This is a genomic window from Streptomyces atratus, assembly GCF_040655115.1.
Classification (GTDB): domain Bacteria; phylum Actinomycetota; class Actinomycetes; order Streptomycetales; family Streptomycetaceae; genus Streptomyces; species Streptomyces atratus_D.
In genome coordinates, this window is sequence record NZ_JBFAJH010000053.1 from 1 (window position 1) to 20,326 (window position 20,326).

Below are 20,326 nucleotides of genomic sequence, written 5' to 3' on the forward strand. Positions count from 1 at the left end.
ACCATCGAGCTTCGGATCCTCACTGACCGTCGAGCCGACCTCAACGCGGACCGCACCCGCCGCATCAACCGCTTGCGCGGTCAACTCACCAGCATCTTCCCTGCGTTGGAACGCGCACTGGATCTTGGCAACGTCGGCCCGCTGGTCCTGCTGACCGGCTACCAGACCCCGGCCGCCCTGCGCCGCACCGGCCGTAGCCGACTGGAGACGTGGCTGAGGAACCGCAAAGTCCGCAACGCCGAGGCCCTGGCCGAAGACGCCCTGCAAGCGGCCGAGCGCCAGCACACCGCTGTGCCCGGGGAGAAGATCACCGCGCAGGTGATCCACACCCTGGCGAAGGAGGTGATGGTCCTCAACGAGCAGATCACGGAGATCGACAAGCTCATTGCGGCCCGGTTTCGCGAGCACGAACTCGCCGAAGTGATCTCCAGCATGCCCGGCATCGGCCCGCTGCTGGGCGCCGAGTTCCTCGCCGCCACCGCTGGCGACATGAGCCGCTACGGAAGCTCCGACCGCCTGGCCAGCTTCGCAGGTGTCGCCCCGGTGCCCCGGGACTCCGGCAACGTCAGCGGCAACTTGCACCGTCCCAGGCGCTACCACCGCGGCCTGCAACGCGTCTTCTACACCTCCGCGCTCATCAGCATCCGCAACTGCGACGCGTCCCGCCGCTACTACGAACGCAAGCGCGCCGAAGGGAAACGGCATACCCAGGCAGTCCTCGCCCTGGCACGCCGACGAGTGAACGTGCTGTGGGCCCTGATACGTGACGGAAGGTGTTTCCAACATGAACTCCCTGCCACATCCGCAGCTTGACAACGTCATTAGGAGGTGAATGGCCGTCAGAAGCGCGGTGATTCCCAGGCTGAGGGCTCAGGCACCGTCGCCAAGGGCCGGCCGTCGCAGCTTGCTCCGGTCGACGGAGCTGGCAGCGTGGTCAAGGCCGGTGGGGGTGCAACGAGGCATACGCGTGCGTGGTCGGTCGGCGCGCCCGCCGTCGTGGCTGACTGTCGTCGGCTGAGGTTGAGACGGCCCGCGTCGAAGGTGCACTCAGTATCCGGCACGAGGCCGGGCCGTCTCTGGGCCGTCCGAAACCGCTCGGCAGTGGCCAAGGACGACCAACGACCACCAGGTGCACGGGTCCACCGCTCCTGAGCAAGGAAAGCCCAGCTCCCCAAGATCCCCGGCAAGAACTAGAAGAACGAGCCGATACGTGATCCAACGCCGAGTCCCTGCTGGAGCATTGTCCTACCGGGCAAAGGTGGGCAGCATACGCTTGTACTCAGGCATCACCCCGCGATGACAGAGGGCCATCATGGCAGTTGAACCACGACACGATGTGCGTCGGCTGCGTGTGCGTCTGCGCGGCTACTTCCTCGCCGTGCCGATCTCCGCCGCCTGGGCGGTCATAGGCCACTGGTGGGTGCCTGAACCGTGGTCGGCGAGCATAGAGACCGTGCTCTTCATACTTGCGGCATCCGTGCTCTACAGCGAGATCCACGCCTATCGACTCCGTCGTATCCACCGTATGCCCGATTGAGCGGGCATCAACGGGCAGCAACAGTGAGTGTCTGAGTGCGTGACAACGCCGTCGGACAGCGGCAGACATGCACGCACACCGGTGGACCGTCGCCGCAGGTGAGAAGCACACCAACCCAAGGTCAAACGCCCGCCCAAGTTGCTTCGGACGAAGAGGTCGTGGGTTCGAATCCGGCCGCCCCCGACAGGTGAAACACCGCATCAGGCCCCGCCTCCTTTCAGGAGGCCGGGCCTGATGCGTTCTTGGAAGGCGCCTGGGGAGCGGGCAGGGAATAAATCACGGAAATCTCACCTCTCCAGGTCAGTTAGGTCAGAATCTGACCTCTACGGCCCCTAGCGTCCTCCTTGCCCGGCGGAACACAAACCACGGAAGGCAGCGACCATGAGCGAGACCGTGACTGTCGACGAACTGGCCACCCACGACCCGGCCCATGAGCCGACCGCCACCGGCGAGCGCGCCGACTTGCTGGAGGCGCTGGCCAACCATCGGCACTTCCTGCGATTCACCACCCGCGATCTCACCGACGAGCAGGCCGGGCGCCGGACCACCGCCAGCCAGCTGTGCCTGGGCGGCCTGATCAAACATGTCACTGCGGTCGAGCGAACCTGGGTGCAGTTCATCCTGGACGGCCCTTCGGCGATGCCCGACTTCACCACCATGACCGAGGCCGACTGGGCCCGGCGGGCCGACGAGTTCCGGATGCTGCCCAGCGAGACGCTGACCGGCGTGCTCGCCGACTACGCCGAGGTAGCCCGTCGGACCGACGAACTGGTCGTCACCCTGCCCGCCCTGGACGCCACACAACCACTGCCCAAGGCCCCGTGGTCCGAGTCGGGCGCGCGATGGTCGGCCCGCCGGGTGCTGATGCACATCATCGCCGAGACCGCCCAGCACGCCGGCCACGCCGACATCATCCGCGAGTCCCTGGACGGCGCCAAGACCATGGGTTAGCCAGCGGCGCGGCAGGGCGTATCGTCACCACACGGTCGGGGGCGATAAGCCCTGTGACCCCGCAAACGCCTTGCCGTGATCCGCGGGTCAACAAGGGCGTCGGCGAGGCAGCTGACATCTACGCCTGACATCAACGGGCGCGAACGTCGGCGTATAAGTGCGGCTGAGGGCGTACCCACAAACGGCGGTACGAAGCCACTATGCAGGCCGAGAAGAGCCGCCGGATCGAGCTCCTAAAGCGGGTGTCGCAGGTTCGAATCCTGCCGGGGCACAACATATTACCGCTCTGACCTGGGGTTTCTCCCTCAGGGAGGGGCTCTCATCGGCCTCGGACTTCTCGTCCGGGGCCGTTTGCGTGAGCGGAAGGACGTCCTCGTCGAGGGTGTCGGCACGGTGTCGGGGTCGCCCCGATACCCCCGGCGGCGCGGGCAATGTTTGAAAACGTCCGCTCACCGCTGCCGATCGCCGATCGCCGAGAGGACGGTGCGGGCTTGCACCTGTTGGGGGAACTCCGCAGCGAGCGAGCGCTCCGCCGACACCAGCAAGGCCGAGACCGGATCACTGAGTGCCGCCTGCAGGAACTCCCACATCCCGGCGCCGCGCGTCCACTCTGCACAGATCAGCGGCAGTCCACCGGTGATCAAGGCCGCATCGAAGGCCGAGGCAGGCTCGATCGAGGCCGAGCATCTCACCCACCTCCGCCGGGTTGAGCGGACCCAGCACCATCTCCCGTCCACGCTGGTGGAACGGGCGTCCATAGCTGTTCAGCGCCTCCATCATCGACAGGTCGGAGCCGATGGGAACCAGCAGAACCGGCTTCGTCTCCAGCACTCGGTCCCAAGCCCGCTGAAGCATGCCCTCGAAGGCGCCCTCCGCATCCATCACATAGGGCACCTCGTCCATGACCACCACGCTCGCCCGGTCGTGCGGCAGTGCAGCCGCCAGTACGTCGAAGGCGGCATCCCAACACAGTCAGCAACAGGCGGGTTAGTGACAGGCGGGCTGGGAAGGGTGCCGCTTCCCCCGGTACACCCACGGGAGAGAACCAGCCTTCGACGCCGCAGCATGGTCCGCCGCTGGACGCCCACGGCCGCCGGATGCGTGAGCGGTGCGTGAGCGGACGGAGAGTTGATCTCCGAAATTTCTTCCGACGGATCAGCATCATCCGGCACGGACTCCGGGCCGGGATGCTCCGCGTCGTCGGGCTCGGCCTCCGCTTCGGGCGCGGTGTTTTCGGAGGTGGCGCGGGCGCGCGGGACGAGCCGGGCTGCGGCCTCGGCGATCGCCAGGTCCGCTTCGGGGAGCAGGCTCGTGTACGTGTCGGCCGTGATGGTGATCGAGGAGTGACCGAGCATCTCCTGGATGTCCTTCAGGTCGGCCCCGGCCACGTGGGCCAGCGTTGCGGCACCGTAGCGCAAGTCGTGGAGCCGGACCGGCGGGAGACCGATCTCCTCGCACAGCTCGACGAACCGCCGTGTGACGCGTTGGCGGGGTGGAGCATCTCGCCGTTCCCTCGGGGCACTTCTTGCCACTGCTCCGGCTGATCGCACGCATCGCCCCCGGAGCCGATGCAGGGCGGGGCGCCGCTGCAAGTTCGGAGTCGCCGACTGGATCGACGAACTGCGCCGGCGAGCGTGGCGCCGGCCTTTCCCCCGGCGGTGTCGGCTTCGTCGCGTTGCGCGCCGGCACCGGACGTCACGTCTGTTGCAGGCGATGCGCGCTGAGGGCCAGGACGACCAGGGCCGCGTCCTCGGGGCGTCTGGGGTCGCGGCCGGTGAGTTCGGCGAAGCGGTTGAGGCGTTGTTGGATCGTGTTGCGGTGGCAGTACAGGGCGGCGGCCGTGTCGGCCACCGATCCGCTGCCCGACAGATGGACCTGGACGGTTTCCAGCAGGCGTTCCGCCTCCGCCGCAGGAACCGCGGGAACTCCCGTGCACAGGCCGCCGAGCACGTCGGACGCCAGGTCCCGGCCGAGGTCGCCGGCGCGGTGGACCAGGACGTCGAGCCAGTTGTCCTCCAGCCGGTGCGGTTCTGTGGCGTCGGGCGGCAGCACGCGGGCCGTGGCGGTCGCGAGCGTCACCGCGCGGGGCACCTCGGTGAGTCCGGTCACCACGCGGGAAACGCCGCACGGCGTCCCGTGCAGCTGTGTCAGCACCGCTTCCCGGGTGAGGCGTGGGCCCAGCTGGACCACCAGGACCATGTCCGAGGCGACCGCCTGCTGTTGCAGAGGGGCGTCGAGGTTGCGGAGGGCGTTCGCGACTCCCCGTAGCGACGCCTCGCCGCCTCCGGGCGCTACCGCGCACAGGAACTGCCCGGGCACCTGGAATCCGAGAGCCCGCGCCGCGTCCTGCACCACGGTGGGGTTGCGGCCGTCGGTGTCCAGGAGCCGGCTGAACCACAGACGCCGCTCGTCCTCCGTCCGCCGCCCCATCTCCAGGACGGTGCGCTGGTAGGCGGTCATGATGCCGGTGACGTGGCGCTCGACCGCCTCCCACACGTAGTAGGCGGAGGTGACCAGCTGCGCCCTGCCCTCCTCACCCGCGCGCCGCACCAGGGCGGCCCAGACGACCCGGAAGTCCACCCGGGCGGCCTGCAGCAGCGCATCCAGCGGAACGCCCTGCCGGGCACGCTGTTCGCCGACCCGTTCGGAGACGCCGGCGATGTGTTCCGGAACCGGCAACTGCGCGACGGTGCGCAGCAGGAGCTCGAACGCCTGCCAGGCGCTGTCGCGGAACTCGTGCCGGGAGACCAGGTCCGAGTAGGAGGCGCGGACCGGCCCCACGTACTCGGCCCACTCGTCGACCAGGCTGTCGATCTCCTCCAGGCACTCGCGGGCCAGAGCGACGACATGTGGATCCGGCGAGGGCAGGGCGGCCAGGTGCGGAGTCGGGGTGTGCATGTGTTCCATCGTGCCTCGTCCCCGCCGGGGTGGAAACGCCGAGTCAGCTCGCCCGGCCGCGTACGCGGATCATCTTCCGGTTCACGAACTCCGCCATTCCGTACGCCCCCAGCTCCCGCCCCACGCCGGACAGCTTGACCCCGCCGAAGGGGAGGTCCTCCTGGGTCCGGGAGGAGCCGTTGATCGAGACCATGCCGACGTCGAGCGCGTCGGCGACCGCCTTCGCGGCGGCGAGGTCGCGGCCGAACACGACGCTGCCGAGACCGTACGGGGTGTCGTTGGCGAGGCGGATCGCCGTCGCGGTGTCGGGGACGCGGTGGACGACCGCGACCGGGCCGAAGATCTCCTCCTGGTACGCCCGCATGCCGGGGGTGACCCCGGTGAGGACGGTCGGTTCGACGAAGGCACCCTCGCGGGCCGGCCGCTTGCCCCCCGTCACCGCCGTCGCGCCCCGCTCCACCGCGTCGTTCACCTGCGCGATCACGGCCCGGGCGGCCTCCTCGGAGGAGAGGGGACCGAAGGAGACGCCGTCGTCGGTGGGGTCTCCAACGGTCAACGCCCGCACCGCGTCCGTGAAGGCGCCGAGGAAACGGTCGTAGAGAGGGTCTACGACTATGAACCGCTTCGAGGCGGTGCACGCCTGGCCCGCGTTGCCCATCCGGCCCTCGACGGCCGCGGCGACGGCGGCCTCCAGGTCGGCGTCGGGAAGGACAACGAAGGGATCGGAGCCGCCGAGTTCGAGGACGTACTTCTTGAGGTGGCGGCCCGCGACCTCGCCCACCGCTCGCCCGGCCCGCTCCGAGCCCGTGAGCGACACCCCCTGGACCCGAGGGTCCGCGATGACGCGGGCGACCTGCTCGTTGGTGGCGTACACGTTGATGTACGCGCCCGCCGGCAGTCCGGCCGCCCGCATGATGTCCTCGATGGCCTGCGCCGACTCGGGGCAGTTCGGGGCGTGCTTGAGGACGACGGTGTTGCCGAGCACGAGGTTGGGGGCCGCGAAGCGGGCGACCTGGTAGTACGGGTAGTTCCACGGCATCACGCCGAGCAGCACGCCCAGCGGCTCGGACCGTACGACCACGTCGTCGCCGCCGCGGATGTCGAGCCGCTGGTCGGCGGCGAAGTCGGGGCCGTGCTCCGCGTAGTACGCGAAGATCGCCGCCGACAGGTCCACCTCACCCAGGGCTTCGCGGGTGGTCTTGCCCATCTCGCGGGTGACGATCGCGGCCAGTTCCTCCCGCCGGTTCTCGAACTCCCGGGACACGGCGAGTACGGCGTCGGCCCGCTCTTTGACCGGGCGTCGCCGCCAGGCCGTGAACTCCGCTGCCGCCGCCTCGACCGCGCGGTCGACCGTGGCGTCGTCCGACGTCGGGTACCGCCGCACGAGAACGTTCGTGGCCGGGTCGACGATCTTGTATTCCGTCACGCGTGTCTTCTTCCTTCGCATAGCCAAAGGTGGATCAGCCGAGGTGCAGAAGCGTCCGGAGGTCCTCGCCCGCGCGGATCCGCCGCAGGAGCTCCGGCTCCGCCGCGTCCGACAGTTCCGCCTCGTGCACTACGGCGGCCAGCGCTGCCGGCGGCAGGGCGATCACGCCGTTGGCGTCGCCGAGGACGATGTCCCCCGGCGCGATGCGGACACCTCCGATGTCCACGGGCACCTGGTGCCGCCCTCCCCGACCGTCAAGCCTCTTGGTGGTCAGGCAGCTGGTGCCCCGGGCGTGGACCGGCAGGCCGAAGGCCGGGTCCGTGAGCGCGTCCACATCCGTCACCACTCCGTCGACGAGGATGCCCGCGGCCCCGCGCGCTCGCGCCGCCGCTACCGTGACGGCGCCGATCGGCGCGTGGGTGTGGTCGCCGCGCATGTCGACGACCAGCACCTCGCCGGGGCGCAGCGTGACGAGCGCGCGGTTCACCGCCGCGGCGTCGGGGGCGTCGAGGGCGAGGGTGGCGGCCGTACCGGCCATCCGCCGTGGCCGGCCAAGTCGCCGGACGGCCGAGTCGACGAAGCCTTCTTCCAGGAAATGGCCGAGCGTCGGGAGGTCCACTCGACGGAGGCGCTCCAGCAACTCCCCGTGTGCGAGTCCGGCCCGGTCGGGGGCGGCGGTGACGCTCACTCCCCCGCTCCTTCCTTGACCACCGCGATGCAGTCGATCTCCAGGGACACGCCCCACAGCCCCACGCAGACCGTCGTCCGCGCCGGCCGGCGGTCGGCGAAGAACGCCTCGTACGCCTGGTTGTAGGGCGCGAGCTGGTCCGGCGAGCTGAGATAGGTGTTGACCTTGACGATGTGGTCGAGATCCGAACCCGCCGCGTGGAGAACGGCTTCGAGGTTGCGCAGCGTCGCGTGCACGTCGTCCTCGAAGGCGCCGTTCGGCTGCCCCGGGGCGGCGGGTATCTGACCGGTGGTGAAAACGAAGCCACCGGCGGACGTCGCCTGGACGTAGGGGCCCACGGCGGCCGGGACGCCCGGCGCCGAGTCGATCCGCGTGATCCCGCGTCCATTTGTCGCTGTTGCCGCCGTTGTCGCTGTGCTCATGCGACCGCCCCGATCGGGCGCGCGGCGGACCGGGACTCCACGCCAGGCTCGTCGATGTCCCCGAACCGGGTCTCCGCGAGCAGGAGCAGGGCCAGCAGGGACAAGGACGCCGCGCCGAGCACGTACCAGGCGATCGAGGAGCTGCTTCCGGTGGCCGACAGCAGCCAGGCGGTGACGGCCGGAGTCGCCGCGGAGCCCAGCAGGCCCGACAGCATGTAGGCGACCGAGAGGCCCGAGTACCGGACCCGGGTGCCGAAGAGCTCGGCGAGGAAGGTCGCGATGGGGCCGTAGTTGGCGGAGAACGCGAGCATCATGAGCGCGTAGGCAACGAAGACCCCGAGCGCCGATCCGGTGTCCAGCAGCCAGAAGAACGGGAAGGCGAGTACGGCCTCCGCCGCGATGCCCGCGTAGATGACGGGCTTGCGGCCCACCCGGTCGGACAGCCGGCCGAAGTACGGGATGGCCAGGAACGCGATGGCGCAGGCCACCATGACCGCCCACAGCATCAGGTTCTTGGAGTGTCCGAGGTCGTTGGTCCCGTAGCTCACGCCGGAGGCCACCATCAGGGTGAAGGTCGACCCCGTGGACAGGGTCGCTACGCCGCCCAGCAGCACCTGGCGCCAGTACCGGCTCATCAGCGCGAAGAACGGGATCCTGGCCTTGACGCCCTCCTCCCGGACCGCCTGGAAGGACGGCGTCTCCTCGATGTGGAGCCGGATGTAGAAGCCGATCCCGACGAGGATCGCCGAGGCCAGGAAGGGGATCCGCCAGCCCCACGAGTACAGCGCGTCGGTGCTCGTGGTCGAGGCGACCAGCAGGAACGCCCCGTTGGCGAGCAGCGTTCCGATCGGCACCCCGATCTGGACCATGGAGCCGAAGAATCCGCGCCGGTTCTCCGGTGCGTGCTCGACGGTCATCAGTACGGCACCGCCCCACTCGCCGCCCAGCGCGAGACCCTGCACCACGCGGAGGCCGAGCAGCAGGAGGGGCGCGGCCACGCCGAGGGTGGCGTAACCGGGCACGAGGCCGATGGCGAAGGTGGCCACGCCCATCGCCGTCAGGGAGATCAGCAGCATGGACTTGCGGCCGAGACGGTCTCCGAAGTGGCCGAAGAGCACGGCGCCCACCATGCGCGCCAGGTAGGCGGAGGCGAAGGTCAGAAACGAGAGGATCGTGCCTACGGCCCCGTCGAACTCGGGGAAGAACACCTTGCCGAAGACCAGCGCGGAGGCGGTGCCGAACAGGAACAGGTCGTACCACTCGACCGTGGTGCCGACCATGCTGGCGAGGGAGATCCTGCGCATCTTCGTCGCGTCGAGCCGGCTGCCGGTGGTCGGCGGGAAAGCGGGAGCGGTCATGGGGGACTCCGGTCTGAGGTCTGAGCCGAGGAATCGTCTGGGGGACTGGGGGCTGAGCGGGCGCCGTCCGGTTGGCCAACGGTGCATCGACGACTTCGCCGACCACAAGGAGCAGAAGCACACCGCCGCGGGGCGATGACTGTGCACATGACCAATGCGCCACGTCGCACTCCGAATTCTGGATGAAAACTTTCGTGTTACGACCTGGCCCTCTCGCCCACGCCTGTTCATCTGCACATCGCAGCGCCGCTATCCGGGGGCCTTTGCCCCGTGTCTCCGGCCGCCTCGAAAGCAACACTGGCCGGGCAACCGCGGCCTCAAGAGAAGGAACAGACCCCCGATGGCGAACGTCGCACCCGAGCCCACCGACTCCCCCGAGCGCACCCTCTCCGCCGGCCATCTGATCGTCGCGCAACTGGAGCGCGAGGGCGTCCGGCGGGTGTACGGGGTTCCCGGTGAGTCCTTCCTCGACGTTCTGGACGGCCTGCACGACTCGTCGATCTCGACGGTGGTGACCCGGCACGAGGGCGGTGCGGGCTTCATGGCGCTGGCGGAGGGCAGGCTGACGGGCCTGCCCGGGGTGGCGATGGTGACCCGGGGGCCGGGCGCCGCCAACGCCTTCATCGCCGTCCACACCGCGTACCAGGACGCGACCCCGATGCTCCTCTTCGTCGGGCTGGTCCCGGTGCCCGACCGCGGCCGGGAGGCGTTCCAGGAGTTCGACCTCAGCGGTTGGTTCGGCAGCACGGCGAAGAAGGTCGTCATGCTGGACGACCCCACCGCCGCCGCCCGCGTCGTCGCGGAGAGCGTCCACGTGGCCCGCAGCGGCCGGCCCGGCCCGGTGGTGATCGGCCTTCCCGAGGACGTACTCACCCTCCCCGCGGGCCCCGCCCTCGGGGTCCGGCCGCTTGCGGTGCCGCGGCCCGGCGCCGCAGAAGCGGAGCTGAAGGAGCTGGTGCGCCGGTTCGAGCGCGCGCGGCGGCCCCTGGTCGTCGTAGGCGGAGAGGGCTGGACCGCGGAGAGCGGCCAGGAACTCATGCGCTGGGCGACACGGCACTCGATCCCCGTCCTCGCCGACTTCCGCGCCTACGACGCCGTCCCCCACGACCTCGAAGGCCTCCGCGCCTACGCAGGCTCGCTCGGCTACGGCCGTGGCGACCACGCGGCCCGGCTGCTGGACGAGGCCGACCTCACGGTCTTCCTCGGCGCACCGCGCGGTGACGTGCTCAGCGACGGATACGCCCGCGGCCTCGACTCGGAGACGGTGCTCGTCCTCCCCGGCGACGCACAGGGCCACTGCGGCCGCATCGACCAGTTCGTCTCGGCCCATGCGCCCGCCTTCGTCCTCGACCTCGTCACCACGCCGGCGGTGCCGGACGCCGACGCCGCGTGGTTCGGGGCGGCCGTGGACACCCAGGCCCGCTTCGCCACTCCCCCCTCCGAGCCGACCGAGGAAGACACCCACGACGCCTACGTCGACCTCACCGCGGTCATGGGCGTGCTGCGGGAGGAGCTCACCCACGACGCCGTCATCACCTACGGCGCCGGAAACCACGCCCTCTGGCCGGCCCGCTACCTCCCGCACCGCGCCCCGGCCTCCCTCGTCGCCCCCCGCAACGGCGCCATGGGCATGGGCATACCGGCCGCCGTCGCGGCCTCACTGGCCTTCCCCGGACGCGAGGTCGTGTCGGTCGCGGGTGACGGCTGCTTCCTGATGAACGGTCAGGAACTGGCCACCGCGGTGGGACACGGCGCCGCCTTCGTCGCCCTGGTGGTCGACAACGGCTGCTACGCGACGATCCGCGAGCACCAGGAGGGCGCCTACCCGGGCCGCCCGTCCGGCACCCAGCTGACCAACCCGGACTTCGCGGCATGGGCCCGCTCGTACGGTGCGTACGGCGAGACCGTGACCTCGCACCGCGACTTCCGCGAGGCGTTCCGGCGGGCCCGCGCGAGCGGCCTCCCGGCCGTGCTGCACCTGACCCAGGACCCGGCGGTCCGCGCTCCGGCGACCGCCGCCTGAGCCCCGAAGCCGCCCGCCCGATGAGCCGCGAAGCCACCCGCCCGATGACCCCCGCGCCGTCCCACGATCGCCGGCGCCCCACCCGCCTCCGCCAAGGTGACCCGCCTCCCTCCGTGGACGCGTTCCCGCACTCCACCCCGCAAACCGACAGGACGTGATCATGAGCAACCCCGCCACCTCTTCCACGGCTCCGACCGCACACGACGTCACCCTGCTGGAGGACTTCGCGACTCTCTCGGCGTTCGGTGCCACACCCGGCGGTGGGGTCGACCGACAGGCTGCCACCCCCGCCGACGCAGAACAGCGTGCCTGGCTCCACCGGTGGCTCACCGCCCGCGGCGCCGAAGTGCGCTACGACGGTGTCGGCAACCAGTTCGGTCTCTTCACCGTCACACCCGGAGCCCCGTACGTCCTCACCGGCTCACACCTGGACAGCCAGCCGCTCGGTGGCCGCTACGACGGTGCGTACGGCGTCCTGGCCTCGGCCCACGCCGCGCACCGGGCCGTGGAACGGTACGGCGTCCCGGACGCCGCACCGAAGTACAACGTGGCCGTGGTCAACTGGTTCAACGAGGAAGGCTCCCGGTTCAAGCCGAGCATGATGGGCAGCTCGGTGTTCACGGGGAAGCTGCCGGTCCGGACCGCCCTCACGACGACGGATCCTGCGGGCACCACGGTCGAAGCCGCTCTCCACGAGATCGGAACGATCGGCGACTACGCCGGGCCGGACGTGGCAGCGTACGCCGAGATCCACATCGAGCAGGGCCGCGACCTGGAGAACAAGGGGATCACGATCGGCCTGGTGGATGCCACCTGGGCGGCACGCAAGTACCAGGTCGTGGTTCGCGGCGAGCAGTCGCATACCGGATCGACGATCATGGCGGACCGACGCGACGCCCTGTTCGGCGCCTCACTCCTCGTCGTGGCGGTGCGCGAACTGGCCGAGCAGAGCACGGACATCCCGTTGCACACCTCGGTGAGCGAGATGACCATCGAGCCCAATTCTCCCGTGGTGGTCGCGCGTGAGGTGCGCATGCACGTCGATCTGCGTTCGCCCGACGAAGCGCTTCTCGACTCGGCGGCCAAGAAGCTGGCCGAGTCGATCCCCGGCATCGAGGAGCGTGCGTCGGTCACCATCGAGCAGGTTCAGACACACGGTTGGGGCGTGGCGCCGTTCCCGGCGGCCGGGGTCGAGCTCGCAGCCCGAGCAGCCGACGAACTGGGGCTCAGCCACCAGGCGATGATGACCATCGCGGGACACGACTCGGTGAACATGAAGGATGTCGCGCCCTCGATCATGCTGTTCGTGCCCAGCATCGAGGGAATCTCCCACAACGAGGGCGAGTTCACGAACGACCAGGACATCAGCGCGGGCACCGATCTGCTGACCGAGGTGGTCCGCCGGCTCATGTCGGGTGCTCTGGACGGCGCACGGTGACCCGCGGGGCAGAAACGGATTACGCCTCTCCCGCGCGGTCCTTGTGGACGCGGTCGGGAGAGCACAGGCACGCACCGAGCGCGGCAGTCCTCCTCTTGCCGGTCCGTCGCGAGTGACGGTGAACAGAGGGTTCGCCACGTTCTCGCGAGCCGCGTAACCGTCTTCGGCATCCGTCGCCCTGCGGTGCAGCCCCCAACGATGCGGCGTGCATCAAGTGCCTCGGCGGAACCGATCGCGTCAAGGACGGCAAGTCCGAGCCGGATGTCGAAGACGGTCACCCCGGGATCGATCTTCCGCGCGGGAGGCGTCTGCCCGAGCTCTGAAGGTCGCAGCCCCAGCGGTCGGCGACGGCATCGATGAGGGACGTCCCGGACGAGCTTGCGACCGGTCTCGGCCGTGGAGCCACGAGGCCGGCCTTCCCCCACCCCAGCGCCACCGCAGCAGCAGCCCAACATGAAGCGCCGTACCCTCGTCGGCGGCATCGCGGCGCGGCTGCCGCCGAAGCCTGACGAGCGCGCGCCGCCACAGCTTGAGTATGAAGCCAGCGGTTCCCGAGCGGGGGCAGCAAGGACTCGGCCAGCTCGGCCATCAGTGGGAGAACCTCACGCCGGAGAGGTTCTTGGAGGCCCTGGAAGCCTGGGTTGCCGGGGCTCCAGGCTGGTACCGGACCTTCGGGCACAAGCTGACGTTTGAGGGTGACTGGACGTTCTTCGCTCGGGCCCTGACCGCCGCCCGGATCTACGAGTAGCCCGCCGTGCCCCCCACGTGCCCAATCGGAGGGCAAGCGGCGGGGCCGTGATCTCTCGCCCCATCGCAGCTCCCACCCAAAGCCGCTACACCGACCTCTCGGTAATGCGCGGGCCGCACCCAGGAGGAGGTACCACGTCCAAGGGGACCAAGCGAGTTGTCCTCGTCGACCTATTCGTTCCCCCACCGCCCCCGCAGCGTGTGGTGCCAGAAGTCAGCGTCGGGAGCGGGACGAGCCACTGAGGGCGCCGGTCCAGGGCCCGTCTCGATGAGGTGCACCAGCGTCCAGGCGACGCCGTAGCAGTCGTCGGGCCCAAAGCACGCTGCCAGCGCCTGTGCTTCCTCCGCCGTAACCGGTCGGGAGATTGCCCGAAGCTGCTTGTAGCGCCTGTCGATCTCGTCTTCACTCCCGTTCCAGTCGGGGAGTGGACCGTCGGCGACGAACGCCTGCACTTCGGGTCTCATGCTCGAATGATCGGCTGCTGTCGCTGTCATGGGCAAGGCGTGTTGGAAGATCATTCGGCCACTACACCTGCTCGGCATGGCTTGCCCGTGCCCGCTATGTGCCCGTCCGGATGGTCACGAAGGGGGAGCCACGGGGTCGGCGCCACTCCCGCGCAGGTCAGCGGCACCGCAGGTGAGGACAGACGGGCATATGCGGTCTTCCGAACCGGTGCTCTAGAACCTACACACCGAGGAAAGACCGGCGGGGCCGAGGGCGGTATCATCTTCGCCCCCCAAGAAAGCGACGCCCGCCGACAACGCTCCCGCACGCTCACAGGCACAGCAGTAGCCGGAAGGTTCTCCATGATGAACGCCTTCGATGAGTACCTCATGGACTGGGAGTTCGGGGAAGAGTGGCGCCCCGTCGTTGAGCGGCTTGCAGAGCGCTGCACGACCTGGCCGAGGGCGGCACCGGAGCCGGATGACTTCTGCGTCGACTTCCCCGTCGACGTGCTTTGGCGCGATGGCCTGCTCGTGTGGGTCGATCTCGTCGACCCGGTACGCAACGTCGTCGACTGCTGCCTGGGCGGCCAGTTCGACCGGACGGGCCTCCGGTGCGGGACCCTGAACCCGCACAACCCGGGGGATCATCTGGACTGCCACTTCCTGCGCTCGGGCGACATGGGTTCACTCGAGGCCCTTGTCGACGAGTTCGTCGACTGGATCACCCGTGAGACCGAGCTTTGGCGGAGGAATCATCCAGTGCTCCCAGAGTCGGCCTGATCGTTCCGTCACCATGGTGAGACGGGCAGCTGTGCCCTCCATGCCTCCGATCCGGCTGACATCCAGAGCTGACATCAACAGTGGTGCACGACGGCGGAAGTCGGCGTGCACCGATGGAGGCCCACCGCGTGCACAGGGGCCTTACAGGCGCCGGGGATCGAACTCCTGAAGCGGGTGTCGCAGGTTCGAATCCTGCCGGGGGTACAGCCCAGAAGGACCACCCGTTGCGTTTCGGGTTGACCTCCGGTTTGTAAAGCGACACCACTGGCCGGGTCGCACCCGTGGGCGTCTTGAAGCTCTTCCCTGCAAGCGGGCCCGACACGATGTCGCTTCGCTTCGTATCCCGGTCATAGGTGCCAGTGGTGCGGTGACCTTCGCAATCGACGTACACGCCGACCTTGCGTTCGGCCTTCGCATCTTCCGCACCTTCGGCGGTCGACGCCGAGCGCGGTGGCCGGCATGCCGCCTTACCGCGGCCCACGGGCACCGTCGCCCCATCGGTCAATCCACCCCAAGGAATGGGGTATCAAATCCCCGGCAGTTGGCACGCTTCCCGTCTGGCGGGTCGGGGTCGACAAGTGGGTGCCATGCGCCCGAAGGAGACAGCGACCATCTGTGCCAAGTGGATGGGCGAGTCGATGGTTGCCGACTAGAGTCGCCTCATCACTGCTGGTTATGGGGCCAGGACTTGGTGCACGCACGCCGAGTCTCTGGTGGGGAGGGCCTGTAGAGCATGAGCCGTCGCTCCAATGGGTTGGTCGGTGTCTGGGCTGAAGCGCAGCGCCAGCAGCAACGTCAACGCGAGGCGCAAGCCAGATACCAGCGGGATCAGGAGAGGCAACAACGCGCCTACCAGCGAGAGCTCGCGCACAGCCACCGCGAGCAGAGGGCGGCCTACCGGGAGCAGCGCGAGGCGGAGGCCCGGCGGCGCACGGAGGAAATCGACGCGCGGGTCGAGTCGTTGCAGGGTCTGTTGGCGGCAGGGTGCCGGGCTCCGGCGTTCAGGGCCGACGCACTGACTCGGGCGGAGCAGATCGAGGCATTCTCCCCGGGGCAGCTCGCTCACCCCATCCGTATGCCGGACCCGAACCAGTACCAGCCGCAGGGTGGTTGGACCGCCACACGGCGAGCTCAGGCGCAGGCGGAGGCCCGGTCCAGGTTCGAGCGCGACTGGCAGGCCGCACAGGCTGCGGAAGCACGGCGCCAGCACCAGTTGGCCACCTACCGGCTGCAGTACCAGCAGTGGGCCGAAACCCAGCTGGGCGAGATCCGTCGGCACAACGCCGGCATCGCAGAGATGACGATGGGGCTTCGCAACGGAGATCCCGAGGCCGCGGTGGAGTATTTCTCCGCCGCCCTCTACGCCTCGACCGGTTGGCCGGAGGACCTGCCCCGTCAGGTGTCCGCAGCGTACGACTCCGGTGCGCGCCAGTTGGTACTGAACTGGGAGCTGCCCAAGTACGACGTGGTCCCGGAGGCGAAGTCGGTGCGCTACATGATCAACGCCGATCAGGAGAAGGAGTCGCCCCGACCGGTCACGCAGCGCCGCGCCCTGTACCGGGACGTGCTCGCACAGTGTCTCCTGTTGGTTCTGCGTGATCTTTTCGCAGCCGACGAGTTCGGTGCGCTGGAATCGGTCGCGTTGAACGGGTTCGTGGACGATCACGACCCGACGACCGGCAGACGGGCACCCATGTTCCTCGGCACTGTCATGGCTTCGCGTTCAACTTTCGCCGAACTGCGTCTGGAACAGGTGAACGCTGTCAACTGCCTGGTGGACGGACTCCGGGGGCAGTTGTCGTCGCGCCCCGATCAGTACGCGTCCGTGCGGCCCGGCCGGGTTCCCGAAGACGTCGGTAACGGTGTCGTCACCCACGGAGGCGACGAAGAGCCTGATCTGTACGAGATGGATCCCATCGCCTTCGAAGCGCTGGTCGCCGATCTGTTCCGGGCCATGGGCATGCAGGCCGTGACCACACAGCGCTCGAACGACGGTGGCGTGGACGTTGATGCGCTGGACCCGACCCCGATTCGCGGCGGCAAGATCGTCGTACAGGTCAAGCGCTACCGCAACACCGTGCCCCCGACAGCCGTCCGCGATTTGTACGGCACCGTCCAGGACGCCGGCGCCAACAAGGGTGTCCTCGTCACGACGTCCGGATTCGGCCCCGGCTCGCACACCTTCGCCAACGGCAAGCCCTTGGAACTGGTGGCAGGCTCCGAACTGGTCGACCTGCTGCACCGCCACGGACTGCGCGGGCGACTGGGTAGCGGCGAGCGCCCGGTGTCCGCCCAGCAGACAGCGCCGGACAGTGGGACCAGTACGGACGACCACAACGTGTTGGGCATGTACTGGTCAGGCAGCGTCGCCTTGGATGTGTGCGCGCTCGTCTGCCACGGCAACCGGGTTCTGGACGACGACCACTTCGTCTTCTTCAACAACCCCCGGACACCCGACGGCACAGTCCGCGCGCTCATCCCCGTCACGCCGGACAGAGCCGCCATCCAAGTCTCCTTCGATGCACTGCCGGCGCGCGCTGACCGCCTCGTCGTCATTGCCGCGGTCGATCCTGTCGCCAACCCCGCGGCCGACCTGTCCGGGTTCGCCGACGCCGGTATTCGGCTGCTGGACTCCGAGGGAACCCCACTCGACCAGTTGGAGGTCTCCGACGGCCGCACCGGTGAGACCGCCCTCGTGCTGGGGTCCTTCCGTCGCCGCGCGAACGGCGACTGGGAGTTCGTCACCGGAGGCAAGGGATACCGGGGCGGCTTGGAAGAACTGGTCCAGGAGTACGGCATCGATGTGGACTAGCGCGCCCCTGCCGACATGAGACCTCAGGCGTGGTGCCGCCGATCCTTCGTGTCTGTCTCGAAGACCCGCTCGCGGCCGCCTGCCGAGCTGACGAAGGGGTGCTTCGCCCTTACGACGTTCCGGGCATCGCAGGAGGCAAGGGTTGCTCGGTCCAAATGACCTTGCCCCTGGCCGTATAGCGGGTGCCCCACCGTTCAGTGAGCTGGGCTACCAGGAACAGCCCGCGGCCGCCCTCGTCGGTGATCGCGGCGCGGCGCAGGTGGGGAGAGGTGCTGCTGCCGTCGGAGACCTCGCAGATGAGGGCGCTGTTGCGCAGCAGGCGAACCTGGATGGGACCCCCGCCATAGCGGATGGCGTTGGTGACCAGTTCGCTGAGCACCAGCTCGGTGGTGAAGGCGGCCTCTTCCAGTCCCCAGTCGGTCAGTTGCCGGACGGCGGCCGTGCGGATGCCGGCGACGGCGGTCGGGTCGACGGGCACGTCCCAGCTGACGGTGTGCTCGGCAGCGATGACACGGGTACGGGCCACGAGCAAGGCGATGTCGTCATCGTGGTCGGCAGGCAGCAGGGCGCTCATCACCGCTTCGCACGTCCGCTCGGGCGAGCGGTCGGGATGGGCCAGTGCGCGGCGCAGCTGCTCAAGCCCGGCCTCGAGGTCACGATGGCGGTCTTCGATGAGCCCGTCGGTGTAGAGGACCAGCTGGCTGCCTTCGGGGATGTCGAGCGTCGCGGTTTCGAAGGGCAGGCCGCCCAGGCCGAGGGGTGGCCCGGCAGGCAGCTCGGGAAACTCCACCGAGCCATCGGGCCGGACCAGCGCGGGCAGGGGGTGGCCCGCACGCGCCAGGGTGCAGTGCCGCGAGACCGGGTCGTAGACGGCGTACAGGCAAGTGGCGCCGATGATGCCGTCTCCCCCGTCCACCGCGCCCGCATCGTGGTCGAGGCGGCCGACGAGATCGTCGAGGTGGGTCAGGAGTTCGTCGGGGGACAGGTCGAGCGCGGAGAGGTTGTGCACCGCGGTGCGGAGGCGGCCCATGGTGGCAGCGGCATGCAGACCGTGGCCGACGACATCGCCCACGACGAGGGCCACGCGGGCGCCGGACAGCGGAATCACGTCGAACCAGTCGCCGCCGACCCCGGCGCGAGCGGGCAGGTAGCGGTGCGCGACGTCCACAGCCACCTGGTCGGGCATCCCGCGGGGCAGCAGGCTGCGTTGCAGGGTCACAGCCACCGTGTGTTCCCGGGTGTAGCGCCGGGCGTTGTCGATGCACACCGCTGCGCGGGCGGTCAGCTCCTCCGCGACGGCCAGATCATCGTTCTCGAACGGCTCGGGCTTCTCTGAGCGCAAGAAGGTGGCCACGCCGAGGGTGACTCCCCTGGCGCGAAGCGGGACGGTGATGAGCGAGTGGATGCCGTAGTCGAGAATTCTTCTGCCGTGCTCGGGATGCTGGGCCAGCCATCCCGGGGCGGCGTGAAGATCCGGCTCGAGAACCGCATGTCCACTGCCGAAGCCCCGGGCCTGCGGCGTCGACGGCACGTATCTGATCAGCTCGCCCACGGGGAAGAGAGGGCTGTCCTCGCGGATACCGCCGGCCACTGTGCGGCGCATCTCCGTATTGCCACCGGAGGGCTCCTCCCCGGCAAGCACGGACTCCAGCAGATCGACAGCGACGAAGTCGGCGAACCGCGGGACCGTCACCTCCGCCAGCTCCTCCGCAGTCCGCGTCACGTCCAAGGTGCTGCCAATCCTCACACTGGCCTCGTTCAGCAGCCTCAGACGCCCGCGAGCCACGTCGGCCTTTCCGGTCAGCACGCGCAGCTCGGTGGTGTCGCGAAGCGTGGCAACGCTCCCGTACCGACGTCCGTGCCACTGCGTGGGCCGGAGGTTGACGGCCAGCACCCGCTCCCCGGCGAGGTAGACCTCGTCGGTTGCCGGACGGCCGGAGGCGAGCAGTTCGGCGAGGGGCCCGTCGAGACCGAGATCGGTGACGGGACGCCCCTGTGCATCCGGCGGCAGCTCGAGCAGCAGCCGTGCTTCGTCGTTGGCGAGCAGCAGCCTGCGCTCGCCGTCGATGATGAGGATGCCCTCACGTACGGAGTGCAGGACCGCCGCGTGGTGCTCGTACAGGCCGGTTATCTCGACGGGCCCCAGGCCGTGGGTCTGGCGCCGCAGCCGTCTGCTGACCAATGCGACCCCGCCGGTGGCGAGGGCCAGTGCGCCGCCGGCAGAGGCGAGCAGGATCGGCATCTGGCGGTTGACCTGCCCTGACACATTCCCGACCTCGATCCCCGCCGCGACGATGCCGACCACCGAGCCGTCAGCACGCCGGACTGGCGCCAGCCCCCGCATGCTGGTGCCCAGCGACCCCCGACCAAGCTCCGCGTACGTCTCACCCGCCGCTGCCCGCTTGATGCTGCTGGAGAAGTGCTTCCCGAGCAGGTGCGGATTGGGATGCGTGTAGCGAATGCCCTGCGGGCTCATCACGACGACGAAGTCCATGCCGGCCAGCCGCCGAGCCTCCTCGGCACGGGGCTGCAAGGACGCGCTCGGGTCGTGGGACCTGAGGCCGGCCAGCGTCTCGGGGGAGCGCGCAAAGGTCTGGGCCACGGTCAGCACACGTTTGCGTGCCTCTTCTTCGCTGTGCTGACGGGCGTTCCACACGAACGCAGCCACCGCCCCAGCGAAGAGCAGCGTCACGACCACCACGAGCAAGACGAATACCTGGGCGGCGACACTGCGGAGACGCAACGCTGCGCGCCAGCGTGATCGGCCGGACATCCGGACCATCTCTCACCTTTACCACG

General features: G+C 69.2%; 15 protein-coding genes and 2 pseudogenes. 8 read left to right on the forward strand and 9 right to left on the reverse strand.

The features are described 5' to 3' along the window. From AB0I23_RS34390 to AB0I23_RS34400, 3 genes are all read left to right on the forward strand, one after another. Nucleotides 1–813, forward strand: an 813-nt coding sequence (locus AB0I23_RS34390; RefSeq protein WP_359115483.1) for an IS110 family transposase, incomplete at its 5' end; no start/stop codon positions are given. Between the two features lie 499 nt (nt 814–1,312). Further along, nucleotides 1,313–1,537 (forward strand): hypothetical protein, encoded by a 225-nt coding sequence (locus AB0I23_RS34395; RefSeq protein WP_359115486.1) that lies wholly within the window; start codon nt 1,313–1,315, stop codon nt 1,535–1,537. A gap of 381 nt (nt 1,538–1,918) precedes the next feature. Then, nucleotides 1,919–2,488, forward strand: a complete 570-nt coding sequence (locus AB0I23_RS34400) for a DinB family protein (RefSeq protein ID WP_359115489.1) — start codon at nt 1,919–1,921, stop codon at nt 2,486–2,488. 397 nt (nt 2,489–2,885) lie between these two features. On the opposite strand, the pseudogene AB0I23_RS34405 reads toward AB0I23_RS34400, so the two are convergent. The 7 genes and pseudogenes from AB0I23_RS34405 to AB0I23_RS34435 all read right to left on the reverse strand — a co-directional run. Then, nucleotides 2,886–3,454, reverse strand: a pseudogene (locus tag AB0I23_RS34405) (AAA family ATPase); the annotation flags it as partial. Further along, on the reverse strand, nt 3,370–4,038 hold the full coding sequence (locus tag AB0I23_RS34410; protein ID WP_359115491.1) for a tyrosine-type recombinase/integrase: 669 nt from the start codon (nt 4,036–4,038) through the stop codon (nt 3,370–3,372). The pseudogene AB0I23_RS34405 and the gene AB0I23_RS34410, both read right to left, overlap by 85 nt. A gap of 145 nt (nt 4,039–4,183) precedes the next feature. Next, nucleotides 4,184–5,386, reverse strand: coding sequence for a PucR family transcriptional regulator (locus AB0I23_RS34415; protein WP_359115493.1), 1,203 nt, complete (start codon nt 5,384–5,386; stop codon nt 4,184–4,186). A 43-nt stretch (nt 5,387–5,429) separates the two neighbouring features. Next, the gene (locus AB0I23_RS34420) at nt 5,430–6,812 is read right to left on the reverse strand and encodes an NAD-dependent succinate-semialdehyde dehydrogenase (RefSeq protein WP_359115496.1); all 1,383 of its coding nucleotides are present in this window, start codon (nt 6,810–6,812) and stop codon (nt 5,430–5,432) included. 34 nt (nt 6,813–6,846) lie between these two features. Beyond that, nucleotides 6,847–7,500 carry an RraA family protein gene (locus AB0I23_RS34425; protein ID WP_359115498.1) on the reverse strand — a complete coding sequence of 218 codons (654 nt, stop codon included), beginning with the start codon at nt 7,498–7,500 and terminating at the stop codon, nt 6,847–6,849. After that, on the reverse strand, nt 7,497–7,922 hold the full coding sequence (locus AB0I23_RS34430; protein WP_359115501.1) for a RidA family protein: 426 nt from the start codon (nt 7,920–7,922) through the stop codon (nt 7,497–7,499). Before AB0I23_RS34430 ends, AB0I23_RS34425 begins: the two co-directional genes overlap by 4 nt. Further along, nucleotides 7,919–9,280, reverse strand: a complete 1,362-nt coding sequence (locus AB0I23_RS34435; protein WP_359115504.1) for an MFS transporter — start codon at nt 9,278–9,280, stop codon at nt 7,919–7,921. The genes AB0I23_RS34430 and AB0I23_RS34435 overlap by 4 nt, the downstream gene beginning before the upstream one ends. A 340-nt stretch (nt 9,281–9,620) precedes the next feature. On the opposite strand from AB0I23_RS34435, the gene AB0I23_RS34440 reads away from it, so the two are divergent. Next, nucleotides 9,621–11,303 (forward strand): thiamine pyrophosphate-dependent enzyme, encoded by a 1,683-nt coding sequence (locus tag AB0I23_RS34440; protein ID WP_359115507.1) that lies wholly within the window; start codon nt 9,621–9,623, stop codon nt 11,301–11,303. Nucleotides 11,304–11,463: 160 nt separating this feature from the next. Further along, a complete protein-coding gene (locus AB0I23_RS34445; RefSeq protein WP_359115510.1) occupies nt 11,464–12,741 on the forward strand; it encodes a M20 family metallo-hydrolase in 1,278 nt (425 codons plus the stop codon). Nucleotides 12,742–12,798: 57 nt separating this feature from the next. Here AB0I23_RS34445 and AB0I23_RS34450 read toward each other — a convergent pair. After that, nucleotides 12,799–13,037, reverse strand: a pseudogene (locus tag AB0I23_RS34450) (hypothetical protein); the annotation flags it as partial. A 239-nt stretch (nt 13,038–13,276) separates the two neighbouring features. Between AB0I23_RS34450 and AB0I23_RS34455 the strand changes: the two are divergent. The 3 genes from AB0I23_RS34455 to AB0I23_RS34465 all read left to right on the forward strand — a co-directional run bounded on the left by AB0I23_RS34455 (nt 13,277) and on the right by AB0I23_RS34465 (nt 17,527). Then, nucleotides 13,277–13,489 (forward strand): DUF7660 family protein, encoded by a 213-nt coding sequence (locus AB0I23_RS34455; RefSeq protein ID WP_359115513.1) that lies wholly within the window; start codon nt 13,277–13,279, stop codon nt 13,487–13,489. Nucleotides 13,490–14,295: 806 nt separating this feature from the next. Then, nucleotides 14,296–14,715, forward strand: a complete 420-nt coding sequence (locus AB0I23_RS34460) for a hypothetical protein (protein ID WP_359115516.1) — start codon at nt 14,296–14,298, stop codon at nt 14,713–14,715. A gap of 733 nt (nt 14,716–15,448) precedes the next feature. Beyond that, on the forward strand, nt 15,449–17,527 hold the full coding sequence (locus tag AB0I23_RS34465; RefSeq protein WP_359115519.1) for a restriction endonuclease: 2,079 nt from the start codon (nt 15,449–15,451) through the stop codon (nt 17,525–17,527). A gap of 109 nt (nt 17,528–17,636) precedes the next feature. Here AB0I23_RS34465 and AB0I23_RS34470 read toward each other — a convergent pair whose 3' ends face one another. Further along, a complete protein-coding gene (locus AB0I23_RS34470) occupies nt 17,637–20,300 on the reverse strand; it encodes a SpoIIE family protein phosphatase (protein ID WP_359115522.1) in 2,664 nt (887 codons plus the stop codon). Nucleotides 20,301–20,326 lie beyond the last annotated feature (26 nt).

What these genes read in the sequence shown, in the direction of transcription:
- AB0I23_RS34430 (WP_359115501.1), bottom strand. Translation starts at nt 7,922, where the DNA reads ATGAGCACAGCGACAACGGCGGCAACAGCGACAAATGGACGCGGGATC.
- AB0I23_RS34435 (WP_359115504.1), bottom strand. Translation starts at nt 9,280, where the DNA reads ATGACCGCTCCCGCTTTCCCGCCGACCACCGGCAGCCGGCTCGACGCG.
- AB0I23_RS34460 (WP_359115516.1), top strand. Translation starts at nt 14,296, where the DNA reads ATGATGAACGCCTTCGATGAGTACCTCATGGACTGGGAGTTCGGGGAA.
- AB0I23_RS34400 (WP_359115489.1), top strand. Translation starts at nt 1,919, where the DNA reads ATGAGCGAGACCGTGACTGTCGACGAACTGGCCACCCACGACCCGGCC.
- AB0I23_RS34415 (WP_359115493.1), bottom strand. Translation starts at nt 5,386, where the DNA reads ATGCACACCCCGACTCCGCACCTGGCCGCCCTGCCCTCGCCGGATCCA.
- AB0I23_RS34465 (WP_359115519.1), top strand. Translation starts at nt 15,449, where the DNA reads ATGAGCCGTCGCTCCAATGGGTTGGTCGGTGTCTGGGCTGAAGCGCAG.
- AB0I23_RS34455 (WP_359115513.1), top strand. Translation starts at nt 13,277, where the DNA reads ATGAAGCCAGCGGTTCCCGAGCGGGGGCAGCAAGGACTCGGCCAGCTC.
- AB0I23_RS34445 (WP_359115510.1), top strand. Translation starts at nt 11,464, where the DNA reads ATGAGCAACCCCGCCACCTCTTCCACGGCTCCGACCGCACACGACGTC.
- AB0I23_RS34440 (WP_359115507.1), top strand. Translation starts at nt 9,621, where the DNA reads ATGGCGAACGTCGCACCCGAGCCCACCGACTCCCCCGAGCGCACCCTC.
- AB0I23_RS34395 (WP_359115486.1), top strand. Translation starts at nt 1,313, where the DNA reads ATGGCAGTTGAACCACGACACGATGTGCGTCGGCTGCGTGTGCGTCTG.
- AB0I23_RS34470 (WP_359115522.1), bottom strand. Translation starts at nt 20,300, where the DNA reads ATGTCCGGCCGATCACGCTGGCGCGCAGCGTTGCGTCTCCGCAGTGTC.